Here is a 14,132-nt window from a genome sequence, read left to right as displayed (position 1 = left end):
CCGGCATGCCGCACCCGGCCCGCACCCTGGAGACGATCACCACAGCTGCCTAGGGTGAGGGCATGGATCGTCCTGAATGGGTGCCCGCCGAGGTGGACATGATGGTGCCGAACGCCGCACGCGTCTACGACGCGGCGCTGGGCGGTACGCACAACCTGCCGGTCGACCAGGAGATGCTGCGCGAGGCCGAGAAGCTCTTCCCGGACGTCTCCCGGCTCGCCCACGCCAACCGCGCGTACCTGGGCCGGGCCGTGCGCTTCCTGGCCGGTCAGGGCGTCCGGCAGTTCCTGGACATCGGCTCCGGGATCCCGTCGGTCGGCAACGTGCACCAGATCGTCCCCGACCGGCAGGTCGCCTATGTCGATCTGGATCCCGTCGCGGTGCGGCACGGCCGGCAACTTCTCGCGGACAACCCGCGCGCGGTGTTCGTACGGGGCGATCTGCGCGATCCGGACGGCATCCTCGACGATCCGGACGTACGCCGGGTCATCGATTTTGATCTGCCGGTCGGTCTGTTGCTCGTCGCCGTGCTGCACTTCGTCCCGGACGACGATCAGCCCGGCGCGCTCGTGGCCCGCCTGCGGGACCGGCTCGCGCCCGGCAGTCATGTCGCCATCTCCCACGGCACGCTGGTGGAGGACGCGGCGGAGTCGGTGGAGGGCGTCGGCGAGCTCTACCGGCGTACTCCGCTGCCGTTCTTCGTGCGCAGCCCGCAGCAGATCGCCGACCTGCTCGACGGCTGGGATCCATTGCTGCCGGGCGTGGTCCCGATCAGCGACTGGCATCCGGAGCTCGACGACGAGGTCACCCCCTGCCCGATGATCCTGGGCGCGGTGGCCCGCCGATGAGAAGCGCCGAGTGGTACGCGGGCGATCTGCGCAACAGCTACATCCACCGCGCGTGGATGCGCCGCGGCCTGCCCGCCGACGCCTTCGACGGCCGCCCGCACATCGCGATCGCCAACACCGCCTCCGACCTCACGCCGTGCAACGCCCACCTGAACGAGGTGTCGCGCAGCGTGGCCGACGGCATCCACCGCGCCGGCGGCATCGCGCTGAACCTGCCCGTCGTGTCGCTCGGCGAGACGCAGGTGCGCCCGACCGCGATGCTGTGGCGCAACATGGCCGCGATGGCGATCGAGGAGATGCTGCGGGCCAACCCGATCGACGGCGTCGTGCTGCTCGGCGGCTGCGACAAGACGATCCCCGCCCTGCTCATGGGGGCCGCGTCGGTCGATCTGCCCGCGGTCGTCGTGCCCGGCGGCCCGATGCTCACCGGCACGTTCCGCGGCGTGCCGCTCGGCTGCGGCACCGACGTGTGGAAGCTCTCCGAGGAGGTCCGCGCCGGCACCCTGAGCGCGCTCGAGTTCCAGCGCTCCGAGTCCTCGATGATCAGGAGCAAGGGCCATTGCAACACCATGGGTACGGCCTCCACGATGGGCCTGCTCGCGGAGGTCCTCGGCGTGACGCTGCCCGGGGTCGCGGGCACCCCGGCCCCGGACAGCCGGCTCCTCGAGGCCGCGCACGCCACCGGTGTCCTCGCCGTCGAGCTCGCCCACACCGACCGCCGTCCCAGCACCGTCCTGTCCCGCGCCTCGTTCCTCAACGCCGTCGTCGCCCTCGCCGCCCTCGGCGGCTCCACCAACGCCGTGGTCCACCTGCTCGCCATCGCCGGCCGTCTCGGCATCGACCTGACGCTGGACGACTTCGACCGCGCCGGCGCGAACGTGCCCCTGCTCGTCGACCTCCTGCCCGCCGGCCGCTTCCTCATGGACGACCTCTACCGCGCGGGCGGCCTGCACGCCGTGCTGACCGAGATCCGCGACCTGCTCGACCCCGCCGCCCTCACCGTCACCGGCCGCCCCTTCGTCGACCACCTCGGCGACGCGCGCGTCTATGACCGTGAGGTGATCCGCCCGAGGGAACAGCCGCTGCAGTCCCACGCCGGCATCGCCGTGCTGCGCGGCAATCTGGCCCCTTCCGGCGCGGTCATCAAACCGGCCGCCGCCTCCCCGCACCTGCTGCGCCACCGCGGCCCGGCCCTCGTCTTCGACTCGGTCGAGGACGTCCACGCCCGCCTCGACGACCCTTCACTCGACGTCACCGCCGACTCGGTGCTGGTCCTGCGCGGCTGCGGCCCCAAGGGCTATCCCGGCATGCCCGAGGTGGGCAACCTCCCGCTGCCCGCCAAACTCCTGGCCCAGGGCGTCCGCGACATGGTCCGCATCTCCGACGGCCGGATGAGTGGCACCGCGTACGGCACGGTAGTCCTGCACGTCGCCCCGGAGGCCGCCGCCGGTGGCCCCCTGGCCAAGGTCCGCACCGGCGACTACATCACCCTGGACGTCCCCAACCGCCGCCTCGACGTCGACGACCCGGCCTTCCTCGACCGCGACCCGGCCCCCGAGGCCGTCAAGGGCTACGCCGCCCCGGTCCGCGGCTGGGAACGCCTCTACGTCGACACCGTCACCCAGGCCGACACCGGTGCCGACTGCGACTTCCTGCTGGGATCCAGCGGTGACCGGGTCTCCCGCGAATCTCACTGATGTTCTCCGGCGCTACCGGGGTGGCCTCGCCGTGAGCGCGGCGGTGCTGCTGTGCTGCTGCGGCGTCACGTCGCTCGTCGCCTTCGAGCGCGTCAAGGAGCACCGCGACCGCCCGCCCGTCCGCGCGGCGGCCGAGGCAAGGAGGGCGGCGCCTGGAAGGTCTGCAACCCGACGGCCCTGGAGAACGCGCAAGGAGGTTGACGATGGCCGACCCGATCGATCCTTCCGGTCTGAACCGCACGCTGGCCGATGTGGTGGCCGCGCTCGGCCGGACCCAGGCCCTGCCCGGCGACCAGGACGAGCGAGAGCCACCGATCGGTACGGGTGAGGCCGCCGACGGCCGGGTCCGCGCCTGGGCGGCGCTGCCGGGGCGGATAGCGGCCCTGGAGGTAGAGCCCTCGGTGCTCCGGCTGAGTGCCGGAGAGCTGACGCGGGAGATCATGTCGGCCGTCAACGCCGCGCTCGCCGACCTGCAGGATCGAGTCGCCCCTGCCCCGGCCGACCTCGATGCGCTGACCGGCCGGCTCAAGGACATCCAGTTCGATGCCGAGCGCCAGTTCGCGAAGCTGACCGCGTCGCTGGTCGAAGCACAGGAGCAACTCACCCGCCGGGCCGGTGAACGATGACCGGCTTCGCGATCGACCCCGAGCGGCTCACGGCCTCCGGGGCCGCGCTGCAGAGCGTCGCCGCACGGCTTTCCTCCGAGCTGGTGGCCTTCCGGGCCGAGCTGGCCGGGTTCGGGTCGCCCTGGGGGAGTGACGACATCGGCTCGCTGATCGGCGCTGCCCACGACGAGGTGTCGTCGTGGGCGTTCGAGTGCTATCAGGACGCCCTGGAGGAGCTGGCCGCGGCCGGCGCCGACGTGGTGGACATGAGCGTGCAGTACGTGGAGGGCGACGAGGACGTCAGCCGCCGGTTCCGTGGTCTGCTCACCGAGCGGGAGGACTGACCGATGGGCCTGGAGATACCGGGCGAACTGCGGTCGCTGCTCGGCATCCTCGGATACGACTGGCCGGAGGCCGAAGAGACGGCGCTGGTCGAGATGGGCCGCGCGTGGATGTCGTTCTCCGGCCGTCTCGAGGCGATCGTGTCAGACGCGGCGTCGACTGCCTCCGAGGTCTGGACCGGGCACGAAGGTGAGGCCGTCGCCGCGTTCCAGGACTGGTGGGCCCGGCCGGACAGCCCGGCCACGGTGCTCGTCGACGGCGCGAATGCAGCCACGTTGACCGGCACCGGCCTGATGGTCTGCGGCGGAATTGTGCTGGCCCTCAAGATGGCGATCATCGCCCAGCTCGCCATCCTGGCGGTGCAGATCGCCCAGGCGGTGGCGACGGCGGCCCCGACGTTCGGTGCGAGCCTCATCGAGATTCCGATCTTCCAGCAGCTCACCCGGTCGATCGTCGGAAGTCTCGTCGAGAACGCCATCGCGCAGCTTCTGGACGGGTGACCAGGCATGGCCCGGGGCTCCGGCCGGCTCATGCGGGCCGCGCTGCGGTTCCTCCGCAAGACGCGCAAGCGCGCCCGCCCGGATCGGATGAGTCCGCACTTCACGACCCACACGATCGGCGGCGGCCATGTGCGGCCGGGCCAGTCCAAGGGCTCCGGTTACCACTACCGCCCGGGCGGCGAGGACTTCCCCGGCCGCCGGCTCGTGCCCGGCTCGGAGATCACCTATCCGAATGGCGTGTACGAGGCGCAACCCCAGTTCTTCGACCCGACCCTGAACCCGCCGACCGGCGCCTGGAAGCCGAAAGCCGGCAACGGCGGGATCAGTACCTTCTTCCCCGACGACTGGACGCCGGCGCAGGTGGACAACGCGGTGTCCGGCGCCTTCAAGAACGCGACACCGCTCCCCGGCAACATGTGGGCCGGTACCTACAATGGCGTCACGATAAGAGGCTTCTACGACCAGGCCGGTGGCTTCACGCACGGCTGGCCCGTTCCCTAGCGCATCGAGAGGCACCGCGGTGGGTGTTGTCAGCTTCGGGATCGATCCCACGTACGGCCTGCCCGTGTACCAGGTCGAGGACCAGCGGTACGACCTGCTGGGCCAGTGGCTGACCGCCGACCTCGACCGGTTCTTCCTGGTCACCCTGGACGCATTGGCGATGGCCGACGAGGTCGCCCGCGGCGAGCCGCCGTTCGAGGAATGGAGCAGCGAGAACTACGCCGTGTCGTTCAGCCCGGCGGAGCTGTTGATCACCAACCTGTGGGTGCCCGGCGCCGAGGGTGCGTTCCCGGCCGATGTCGCCCGGGCGTCGATCGAGGACTACTGGCGTTTCCTGGTTTCTCAGCCGGAGCGAGTATCCGTCCGGGCATACCGTCCCGACCTCCTGAGATGGCAGGCCGACCTGCTCTGGTGGGAGGAGAAGTGGGGCCGCACCCACCCCTACCGGGGCCGGCTCTTCTGACAGAAAGCGGCCCTGCCCCGGAGCACCGGGACAGGGCCGTGAAGCAGAAGCCGTCAGCGCAGACGCGCCTCGATGGCTTCGATGATCTTCGGGCGGAGCTCGGCCGCGCTGATCACGGCGTCGACCGAGCCGACCTCGACCGCGCGCTGGATGTTGTGGATGCGGTCGAACTCGGCGGCGACCTCGCCCAGCTTCTCCGCGCGGACCGAGCCGCGGAGCTCGTCCAGCTCCGCGGTCAGCGCGGCCTTGTCGGTGCCGGTGGCCGCGGCCACGCGGGCCTCCAGGTCGCGGATGCGCGGGTCGGCCGCCGTACGCGCCTTGACCTCGCCCGAGAAGACGACCGCCGCGGCCGGGGCGCCGCCCAGCACCGAGGCGAAGGAGCCCTCCAGCGCGAGGACCGTCATGTTCGGGTTGAGCGCCTTCGAGAAGACGACGAACGCGCCGCCGTGGTAGCGCGAGATGACGCAGAAGACGATCGGGCCCTGGAAGTTGACGATGGCCCGGCCGATCTCGGCGCCGTACTCCAGCTGCAGCTTGCGCATCGACTCGGGGGAGCCGTCGAAGCCGGACAGGTTGGCCAGCACGACCAGCGGGCGGTTGCCCGAGGCCGCGTTGATGGCGCGCGCCGCCTTCTTGGACGAGCGGGGGAAGAGCGTGCCCGCCGTGTACGTGTCCGGCCCGTCGGTGGGCGGGAAGCCGCGCCGCGGCACCGATCGCGACTCGATGCCCAGCAGTGTGACCGGGATGCCGCCCAGGTGCACGTCCTGCACGGCTGCCGTCTCCGCGTCCGCCATGCCCGCCCAGCGCTCGAGCACGGGGAAGTCCTGGTCGCTGACGGCCCGCATGACCGTCCGGATGTCGAACGCCTTCTTGCGGTCCGGGTTGTGCTCGGCGGAGAAGATCTGCCCGACAGTCGTGAAGTCCGAGCCGAAAGCGTGCGGGTAGTCCGAGACGTCCCGGGAGACGGGGTCCGACGTCACGGCCCGCCGCGGCGACGACTCGCCCGGCAGCACGTACGAGTGATCGTAATAGGACATCAGGATGTCGCGCGCCGCCGGCAGGGTCGGCGCCCAGTACTGTGCCTGCCCGTTCGGCCCCATGACCCGGTCGTAGCCGCCGATGCCGAAGTTGTCCTCGGCCGACACGCCACCCGAGAAGTCGAGCGACTGCTTGCCGGTCAGCACCATCGCCGAGTCCGGGGTCATGATCAGGACGCCGCGCGTGTGCATGAGCATCGTGGCCTCGGCGTTCCAGTAGGGCTGGGCGCCCACGTTGATGCCCGCGACCACGATGTTGATCTCGCCGCCGTCCTGGGTGAACGTGACGATGCGCTTGAGCGCCGCGGCCACCCAGTCCATGTTCTCGGTGCCCGAGTCCATGGAGATCTTGGCGCCGGCCGACAGCGCGTACCACTCCAGCGGCACCCGCATCTCTGCGGCCAGGTCGAGCGCGGCGATGATCCGGCGGCACTCGGGCTCGGCCAGCGCGCCCAGCGCCTTGGTCGGGTCGCCGAGCAGCACCACGCGCGTGATGCCGTCGGGGTGGCGCGACGTCGGCGTCGTGACCACGCCGGCGACGATCGCCGCCTTGTTCTGCCCCTTCGGCCGGTCGACGGGCTCCAGGACCCCCGACGCGGCGAGGTCGAATTCGCGGAAGGACCCGAGCAACCCCGTCAGCTCGTACGGGTAGACGGTGTTGCGCGCCGCCGCCCGCAGCACCTTGAGCCGGTAGTCGTCCAGCGGCTCGACGGCCTCGTCGGTCAGCTCGCCGAACGTCACCTCGGCACCGCCCGTCACGCCCAGCGCGATCCGCACCGACGTCTTGACCAGGGCGCCCGTGTCGCGGTCCCGGCGGCGGGCGATGAACTGGATCTCCTCGAGACCGGCGCCCGCCGTCGTCGGGAGCACCCGGGCGGCGAGCGTCTCCACTTCCTCCCGCGTGATGTCGATGGGCGGCCACACGTACAGGACAATGCGGTTGGTGTTGAACCTCTGCTTGGAGGCCCGCCGAGCCTGCGCGCGGCGGAGCGAGTCGAGGCACGTCGCGATCGTGTCCTCGGCGGTGGGCAGCGCCACCAGGCGGCCGTCCTGCTCGCGCAGCTCGGTCAGGTCGCGGACCTGGGCGAAGGCGACGAGCCGGTCGTCGGAGGGGTTGCCCCGCGCGACGGCCTGGAAGAGGTAGACCTCCTCGTCGGCCGCGCGCAGCCGGGTGAGGTCGAACTTGTGCCAGCGCTCCAGCTGCATGCGCTGCGCGATGTAGGGGTGGATGCCCCGGATCAGCCGGTCCTCGACGCCGTCGCGGAACGTGAAGTGGTGGTGCATCACAGCGCCGTTGCGCCCCGCCACGGTGAACGTGATCCGGCCCGCCTCGGCCGGGTGCTCGCGCAGCACCTCCTGGAGGGCGGCGGCCATGGCGTCGAAGTCCTCGGACTGGCTCTCCCAGGCCACGTAGATGTCGGCGGCCACCGCGTCGCCGAAGGCGGCCAGCCCGTCGAGCGCGCCGCCCAGCGCGTCGAAGCGCACCGCCGCGGACACGATGGTCCCGTCCGTGCGCTCGGCGACGACGAACCCGTCGGTCGTGCGCAGCGCGGTGAGGTTCTTGTTGCCGTAGTAGCGGCGGTTGAGCACCTCGAGCATGACCGAATTGTCCAGGTCGGCGCGGAGCAACCGCTGACCGAGCAGCCGGACCAGCGGCTCGGTGCTGCGGACCATCTCGGCGACGCGCTCGTCGCGGTCGGCCGCCTGCGGGTCGGCGTCGAGGTGGCGCAGGTTGCGGCGCACGTCCGCATAGACCCGGGCGCGCTCGCGGCGCAGCAACGGCTGGGCGAACCACGCGAAGACGACGCCGCGCGCGAGGTCGGCGACCACCGGGAAGCGGACCTGGGTCGCGCCGATCAGCCGCTCGAGGGCCAGACCGGTCGGCTCGCGCAGCGCGTCCTCCGGCGGGGCCTCCTGCAGCCACGTGCGCAGCACAGTCGTCACAATCCGGACGTCGGCGGCCGCGCGTTGCTGGGCCAGGAAGATGCGGAACACGGCCGACTCGAGCGCGGGCGAGCGCTCCAGCTCGCTGACGCCGTAGTGCCGCAACGCCTTGGTCAGCTTGGCCTGGAACGACGCCGGGAGACCCGCGCGCTCGACGTCGAGACTCTGCAGGTACGTGTGGAAGAACTCGCGGGCGCTGTGCACGTGCGTGTCACTCGCGGCGTCCTCGCCGGCGGGCCGGTTGCGGCTCAGCTCGGCCAGGTCGGCGAAGAGCGAGAGCAGCTCCAGCTCGCCCTCCAGCGAGCGCTGACCGCTCCGGGCGGCGAGGAAGCCCGCCAGCACCCGGCCCTGGTCGATCGGGTCGACGTCATAGCCGAGCAGCAAGTTGCGCAGATCCTCGAGACCGCGGGAGTGCGGCCCGTCCGCGGGGAGATCGAGCTCGACCGCTTCGCCCGCCGCCTGCTCGGCCTCCGCGCCGTCGCCGAGCGGCTCCAGCCGCAGCAGCGGGGCGCCGCTCTCGACCTGGCTGCCCACCGCGACGACCAGCTCCTTGAGCCGGGCGCGGAAGGGTGCGCGCAGGACGTTCTCCATCTTCATGGCTTCGAGTACGAGGACCGGGGCCCCCGCCTCGACCTCGGCCCCCACGGCCAGCGGCGTCGCCACGACCAGCGCGGGCATCGGGGAGCGCAGCACGCCGCCCTCGTCCCGGCTGACCCGGTGCGTGACGCCGTCGACCTCGACCAGGTGGATCGGGCCGTGCGTGCCGGTGAGCAGCCGGTGGCGGCGCCCGTTGACGGTGATCTGGCCGGCGTGGGTGTCGTAGCGGTCGAGCTCGACGTCGGCCGTGCGCACGTCGCCGCCCGCCTCGATGCCGACGCGGAAGCGGTGGGCGCCGACCCGGGCGACGCGGATGCGGTAGCTCGCGCCGCGCAGCTTGAGATCGAGCGGCGTACCGCTGCGGTGCTGGACCTGCGGGCGTCCGCCGAAAGCGGTGGAGAGCAGGCGCTGCCGTTCGGCGCGCTCCTCTTCCTCGTACGCCTCGATGGCCGCGGCGGCCAGCGCGACGGCCGAGTGGCGGTGACTGACCAGGCGGCCCTCGGCGCGGACCCGGTCGATCCAGCCCGTGTCCGCGCTGCCGTCGATGACTTCCGGCTGGTCGAGCAGGTCGAGCACGAAGCTCTTGTTGGTGGCGCCGCCCTCGATGACGACCGTGGTCTCGGCCATGGCGCGGCGCAGGCGGGCGAGCGCCTCCTCGCGGTCCGACCCGTACGCGATGATCTTGGCAATCATCGAGTCGAAGTCGGCCGGGATCGTGTCGCCCTCGCTCACGCCGGTGTCGACCCGGATGCCGGGGCCGGCGGGCAGGTCGAGGCGCACGATGCGGCCGGGGGAGGGGGCGAAGTCGCGGTCCGGGTCCTCGGCGTTGAGCCGCGCCTCGACGGCGTGCCCGCGCTCGGCCGGCGGCGTGCCCTCCAGCCGGTTGCCCGACGCCACGTGCAGCTGCGCCTTGACCAGGTCGAAGCCGGTCGTCGACTCGGTGATCGGGTGCTCGACCTGCAGCCGGGTGTTGACCTCGAGGAACGCCAGCAGGTCGTCGCCGGGGTGGTAGAGGAACTCGACCGTCGCCGCGCCCCGGTAGCCCACGCGCACGGCCAGCCGCTCGGCCGACTCCTTGAGCTCGGTGACCCGCGCCGGCGGGAGCACCGGCGACGCGGACTCCTCGATGACCTTCTGGTTCCGCCGCTGCACGGAACAGTCGCGCACGCCCAGCGCCCACGCCGTGCCCTGACCGTCGGCGATGACCTGCACCTCGACATGCCGGGCCCCGGTGACCAGGCGCTCCAGGAAGACGATGCCGCTGCCGAACGCGCGCGCCGCCTCCTGCGAGGTCCGCTCGTACGCGTCGGCCAGCTCGTCCGCGCTGCGGATGACCCGGATGCCGCGCCCGCCGCCGCCGGCCGTGGCCTTGAGCATCAGCGGGTAGCCGATCCCGGCCGCCGCCTCGGTCGCCGCCTCCAGGCTCTCGACCGCGCCCCGGCTCCACGGCGCGACGGGCACCCCGACCTCCTCGGCGATCAGCTTCGCGCCGATCTTGTCGCCGAGCTTGCGCATCGCGTCGGCGCTGGGCCCGACGAACGTGATGCCGATCTTCTCGCACAGCTCCGCGAACGCCGGGTCCTCGGCGACGAAGCCCCAGCCCACCCACGCGGCGTCGGCGCCGGACTCCACGAGCGCGTGCTCCAGGACCTTCAGGTCCAGGTAGGGCCGGGCGGACGCCGGGCCGAGATCGATCGCGCGGTCGGCCTCGCGGACGAAGGTGGCCGTCCGGTCGACGTCGGTGTAGAGGGCGACGGTCTCGATCGGCTGTCCGGTCTCCGCGGCGAGATCCCGCACGGCGTGGATGAGCCGGACGGCGGCCTCACCGCGGTTGACGATGGCGACACGGCTGAACACCAGAGCTGGCCCTTCTGAGGATGGAACGCTGCTGACTCCACCTTTCCTCCTCCCGGGCGCCCGCGCCATGTCGTCCGCAGCGCGGGCCATCGGGGCAGCTTTGTAGGAAACCTACAAAGACGTTGGTGGCTCGGGTCAATCGTGGGCGGCAACGTCGCGGACGGCGCCGGCGATGACCGGGAAGTCCTTCTTGAGCAGAGCACCGTGGTTGCTGGCGACCTTCGCGTGGACGCGGATGTTCGGATTGCGAACGGTGACCGCGTCGAGGCCGGCCCGGATCCGTTCCTGCTCGTCACCGCGACTGCCGAGAGAAGAGCCCGAGGCGACCACGTACCGGGTGGGGACGGTGATGGCGTCGAGCACGGGTCCGAGCTCGCGTTCGCGGGACAGCCGGCCGAGCTCGATGTTGCTGTCGGCCTGCTGGGCGGCGGTCATCCGCGGGGTCAGACCCGTCGGGCGCATCAAGGGCAGGAACCAGCCCATCCGCCGGAACAGCTTCCGGATCCGTCGCTCCATGGCCTCGTCGAGCCAGTCGTGCGGGAAGGCGCCGTCGACCATGACCGCGCCGATCGTCCGGTCCGGGTTGCGCCGGGCCCAGTGCGCGGCGACCACCGCTCCGTAGGACCAGCCCACCACCAGGGCCCGGTCCACCCCGCGCGCCGCCAGGACGGCGTCGACGTCCCGCACGGCGGCCTCGAAGGAGTAGTCCGCCGAGCGGCGCGACCGGCCGCGCGCCCGCTCGTCGTAGGTGATGTGCCGCCACCCGGGGCCCAACTCGGCGACGACCCGGCGCCAGTACCCCTGGGTGGCGAACTGCCCGTTGAGGTAGACCACCGGCACGCCGGCCCCACCGCTGTCGGTGACGGCCAGCGCCGTGTCCTCGACCGCCACCATGCCGGACCACGCCGATGCGGCCGGGACATCGCTGTTCCCCGTCATGCGTCCCACCTGCTCCTGAGCAGTCATCGCGACCCCCTTCGATGCCATGTTTCCAACACCAGAAACGCTACGTTGCCTTCACTGGATGGGCAACAGTCATATTGCGTTGACCTGGCGTCCTGGCTGCTAGAAGCGCCGAAGTTGTTGCAATGGTTATGAACGTAAAGCAACTTATCCCTTCGTACCGTTGCAATGAGCGATCGATGAACGCAAAGGTGACGGCCGTTGCCGGCGGTGCGGTAACTTTCTTTTGGGAAGCAGGTACTCGCGGGCTCGGCAAGCACCAGGAGGCACTCATGGCGACGACGACGGCGGCGCAGAAGCGCGCCCAGGCCAAGGCGGAGTACGACGCCTTCCTCGCCCAGTGCCCGAGCCGCAAGCTCCTCGACCGCATCGCCGACAAGTGGGTCACCCTGATCGTGACCGCCCTCGGCGGCTGGCGCCCGGACACCGGCCCCGGCGAGCCCGGCCCGCTGCGCTACTCCGAGCTGTCCCGCCTGCTGGCCGGCGTCAGCCAGAAGATGCTCACCCAGACCCTCCGCAACCTCGAACGCGACGGCCTGGTCACCCGCACCGTCGAGCCCACCGTGCCGGTGACGGTCACGTATGAGCTGACCGAGCTGGGCCTCTCCCTGCGCGAGATGATGGGCGGCATCAAGAGCTGGGCCCAGAACAACATGGACGAGGTCCTCGCCAACCGCGACAAGTACGACACCCGCGTCGCCTGACGCGGTCGTGCCCGAGGGCCTGTCGTTGGATCGATCTTGGGGGGCGGCGTGGACGGCGAGGGTCGCGGGACGTTGACCGGCAGGCCGCTCGCCATCCTGGTGGTCGACGTCGGAGTCTTCGTGCTGCTGATCGGACTGGCCCCGGCGACTTCCGGGTCACGCCGCAGACGGTGACCGCGACGACCTCGGTCCGCGCGAAGGGACAGTCCCTGGTGACCGTGGAACTCCTGGTGGATCCGGCGCCGGGGCCGGAAGCGTTGACCGTGGATGACTTCTGGCTGCTCGACTCCGGCGACGGGCCGGCGGTTCCCGGCGGCGGGGACGCGCCGTCGGAACGGCGCGCCACCCGGGCGCCGGGGTTACTTGACGGCGCCGCCGGTGATGCCGGAGATGATGCGGCGCTGGGCGAAGGCGAAGATGACGATGAGGGGGAGGCTCATCAGGATCACGTACGCGAACACCAGGTTCCAGTTGTTCTGGTAGAGGTTGCTGCTCGCCACCGAGTAGAGGTTCAGCGGCAGCGTCGTGACCGATCCGCCGCCCAGCACGAAGAACGAGTAGAAGACGTCGTTCCAGATGTAGAGGCAGATGAGGATCGTCGCCGTGGCGATGACGGGGCGCAGCAGCGGCAGGATCACCTTGAGGAAGATGCCCAGCGGCTTGGCGCCGTCCATGCGGGCCGCCTCTTCGAGCTCCAGCGGAATGGTCCGGATGAAGCCGGTGATGAAGAAGACGACCAGCGACATGTACATGCCCATGTAGACGCACATCATCCCGAAGGGCGTGCTGGCCAGGCCGAGCTGTCTGAGCAGGAGCACGATCGTCACGACGGCCGGCGGCAGGATGATGCCGCTGATGGCCGCCGAGTAGAGGATCGAGACCATTTTCCCCGTACGCCGGGCGAGCACCCAGGACGCGAGGGAGCCGAAGATCAGCACGCCCAGCACGGCCGGGATCATGACGAGCAGGCTCCCGAAGAGGGCCCACAGCATGTCGCCCTGCGTGAACGCCTGACGGTAGTTGTCCCAGACGTGCCACGAGGACGGCAGGGTCAGGTCGGGGATGTTCGCCTCGCCCTGGGACTTGAAGGACGTGATCAGCGCGAGCCACAGCGGGATCCCGATCGCGGTCACCAGCAGGACGACCACGATCACGGGGTGCAGCACGCGCGTCCAGAGCACCGAGCCTTTCACGACAGCACCCGCTCCCTCTTGCGCAGATACCCGATGACGGGGAAGGCCAGGATCGTGACGATCAGGAAGAGGACGAGGCTCATCGTGGTCGCCTGGGCGAAGAGGCCGTTGCCGTACACCTTGAAGATGTAGATGTTGAGCACCTCGGTCGTCTGGGCCGGGCCGCCGCCGGTGGTGGCGAGGATCGTGTCGAAGCCGTTGAACGAGCCGAGCAGCGCGGTCGCCACGTTGAACGTGACGGCCGGCGCGAGCAGCGGGAACCGTACCTGGGTGAAGGTCTTCCAGACGCCCGCGCCGTCGAGGCGGGCGGCTTCGAGGACGTCCTCGGGGATGGTCTTGAGGCCGGCCAGGAAGATCACCATTGCCAGCCCCATCCACTTCCACGAGTTGACGAAGGCGACCGTGACGACGGTCCAGGTGGTGCTGCCGAGCCAGGGGACCGAGACGTGCAGCAGGCCGTTGAGCGCGCCGTCGGGCTTGAGGAGCGCCTGGAAGATGTAGCCGACCGCGAGCGCCGACATGAGTACCGGGACGAAGAACACGACCCGCGCGAAACGGTTGAGCCGCGTGTCGCGTTCGAGGAGGAGCGCGAGCCCGAGGCCCATGCCGTTCTGCAGGATCGCGACCAGGACGGCGTACACGATGGTGATCCTGAGCGACGACACCAGCGAGCCGTTGCTGAGCACGGACTCGAAGTTGGCGAAGCCGACGCCGGCGATGTCGTCGTGGAAGGCCGACCAGTTCGTGAAGGCGTAGATGAAGTTGAACAGCGTCGGCAGGAAGAAGAACACCATCAGGATGGCGAACGCGGGCGCGAGGAACCAGGTGGGGTAGAGGCCCCCTCCCAGGAGGGGGCCCCGTCGTACGGATGGCGCTGTCAC

At 70.8% G+C, this 14,132-nt stretch carries 12 protein-coding genes; 8 read left to right on the top strand and 4 right to left on the bottom strand.

Annotated features, from left to right (window positions below; translation table 11 throughout):
- The first annotated feature begins 62 nt into the window (after positions 1-62).
- The 7 genes from RAN62_RS15935 to RAN62_RS15905 all read left to right on the top strand — a co-directional run bounded on the left by RAN62_RS15935 (position 63) and on the right by RAN62_RS15905 (position 4,956).
- Complete coding sequence (locus RAN62_RS15935) at positions 63-848, top strand: SAM-dependent methyltransferase (RefSeq protein WP_305785426.1); 786 nt, start codon at positions 63-65, stop codon at positions 846-848.
- Entirely contained in the window at positions 845-2,545 is a 1,701-nt protein-coding gene (locus RAN62_RS15930; RefSeq protein WP_305785425.1) for a dihydroxy-acid dehydratase, read from the top strand. Before RAN62_RS15935 ends, RAN62_RS15930 begins: the two co-directional genes overlap by 4 nt.
- Positions 2,546-2,748: 203 nt before the next feature.
- On the top strand, positions 2,749-3,171 hold the full coding sequence (locus RAN62_RS15925) for a YbaB/EbfC family nucleoid-associated protein (RefSeq protein ID WP_305785424.1): 423 nt from the start codon (positions 2,749-2,751) through the stop codon (positions 3,169-3,171).
- Positions 3,168-3,494, top strand: a complete 327-nt coding sequence (locus tag RAN62_RS15920) for a hypothetical protein (RefSeq protein WP_305785423.1) — start codon at positions 3,168-3,170, stop codon at positions 3,492-3,494. Before RAN62_RS15925 ends, RAN62_RS15920 begins: the two co-directional genes overlap by 4 nt.
- A gap of 3 nt (positions 3,495-3,497) precedes the next feature.
- Positions 3,498-3,992 (top strand): WXG100-like domain-containing protein, encoded by a 495-nt coding sequence (locus RAN62_RS15915; RefSeq protein ID WP_305785422.1) that lies wholly within the window; start codon positions 3,498-3,500, stop codon positions 3,990-3,992.
- Between the two features lie 6 nt (positions 3,993-3,998).
- Entirely contained in the window at positions 3,999-4,493 is a 495-nt protein-coding gene (locus RAN62_RS15910) for an EndoU domain-containing protein (RefSeq protein ID WP_305785421.1), read from the top strand.
- Positions 4,494-4,512: 19 nt separating this feature from the next.
- Positions 4,513-4,956, top strand: a complete 444-nt coding sequence (locus RAN62_RS15905) for a hypothetical protein (RefSeq protein ID WP_305785420.1) — start codon at positions 4,513-4,515, stop codon at positions 4,954-4,956.
- 53 nt (positions 4,957-5,009) lie between these two features.
- Here the strand turns inward: RAN62_RS15905 and RAN62_RS15900 are convergent, their stop codons facing one another.
- Together RAN62_RS15900 and RAN62_RS15895 are read right to left on the bottom strand one after the other, a co-directional pair.
- Entirely contained in the window at positions 5,010-10,391 is a 5,382-nt protein-coding gene (locus RAN62_RS15900; RefSeq protein WP_305785419.1) for an ATP-binding protein, read from the bottom strand.
- A 135-nt stretch (positions 10,392-10,526) separates the two neighbouring features.
- Entirely contained in the window at positions 10,527-11,357 is an 831-nt protein-coding gene (locus RAN62_RS15895) for an alpha/beta fold hydrolase (RefSeq protein WP_305785418.1), read from the bottom strand.
- A 269-nt stretch (positions 11,358-11,626) separates the two neighbouring features.
- Here RAN62_RS15895 and RAN62_RS15890 point away from each other — a divergent pair, with 269 nt between their 5' ends.
- Positions 11,627-12,058 (top strand): winged helix-turn-helix transcriptional regulator, encoded by a 432-nt coding sequence (locus RAN62_RS15890; protein WP_305785417.1) that lies wholly within the window; start codon positions 11,627-11,629, stop codon positions 12,056-12,058.
- 359 nt (positions 12,059-12,417) lie between these two features.
- Here RAN62_RS15890 and RAN62_RS15885 read toward each other — a convergent pair whose 3' ends face one another.
- Complete coding sequence (locus tag RAN62_RS15885) at positions 12,418-13,251, bottom strand: carbohydrate ABC transporter permease (RefSeq protein WP_305785416.1); 834 nt, start codon at positions 13,249-13,251, stop codon at positions 12,418-12,420.
- Entirely contained in the window at positions 13,248-14,132 is an 885-nt protein-coding gene (locus RAN62_RS15880) for a carbohydrate ABC transporter permease (RefSeq protein ID WP_305785415.1), read from the bottom strand. Before RAN62_RS15880 ends, RAN62_RS15885 begins: the two co-directional genes overlap by 4 nt.

The sequence above is a fragment of the Symbioplanes lichenis genome, from assembly GCF_030709675.1.
GTDB classification, from domain to species: domain Bacteria; phylum Actinomycetota; class Actinomycetes; order Mycobacteriales; family Micromonosporaceae; genus Actinoplanes; species Actinoplanes lichenis.
Note: the sequence above shows the minus strand (reverse complement) of the source record. Positions and strands in the feature narration are given on the sequence as shown.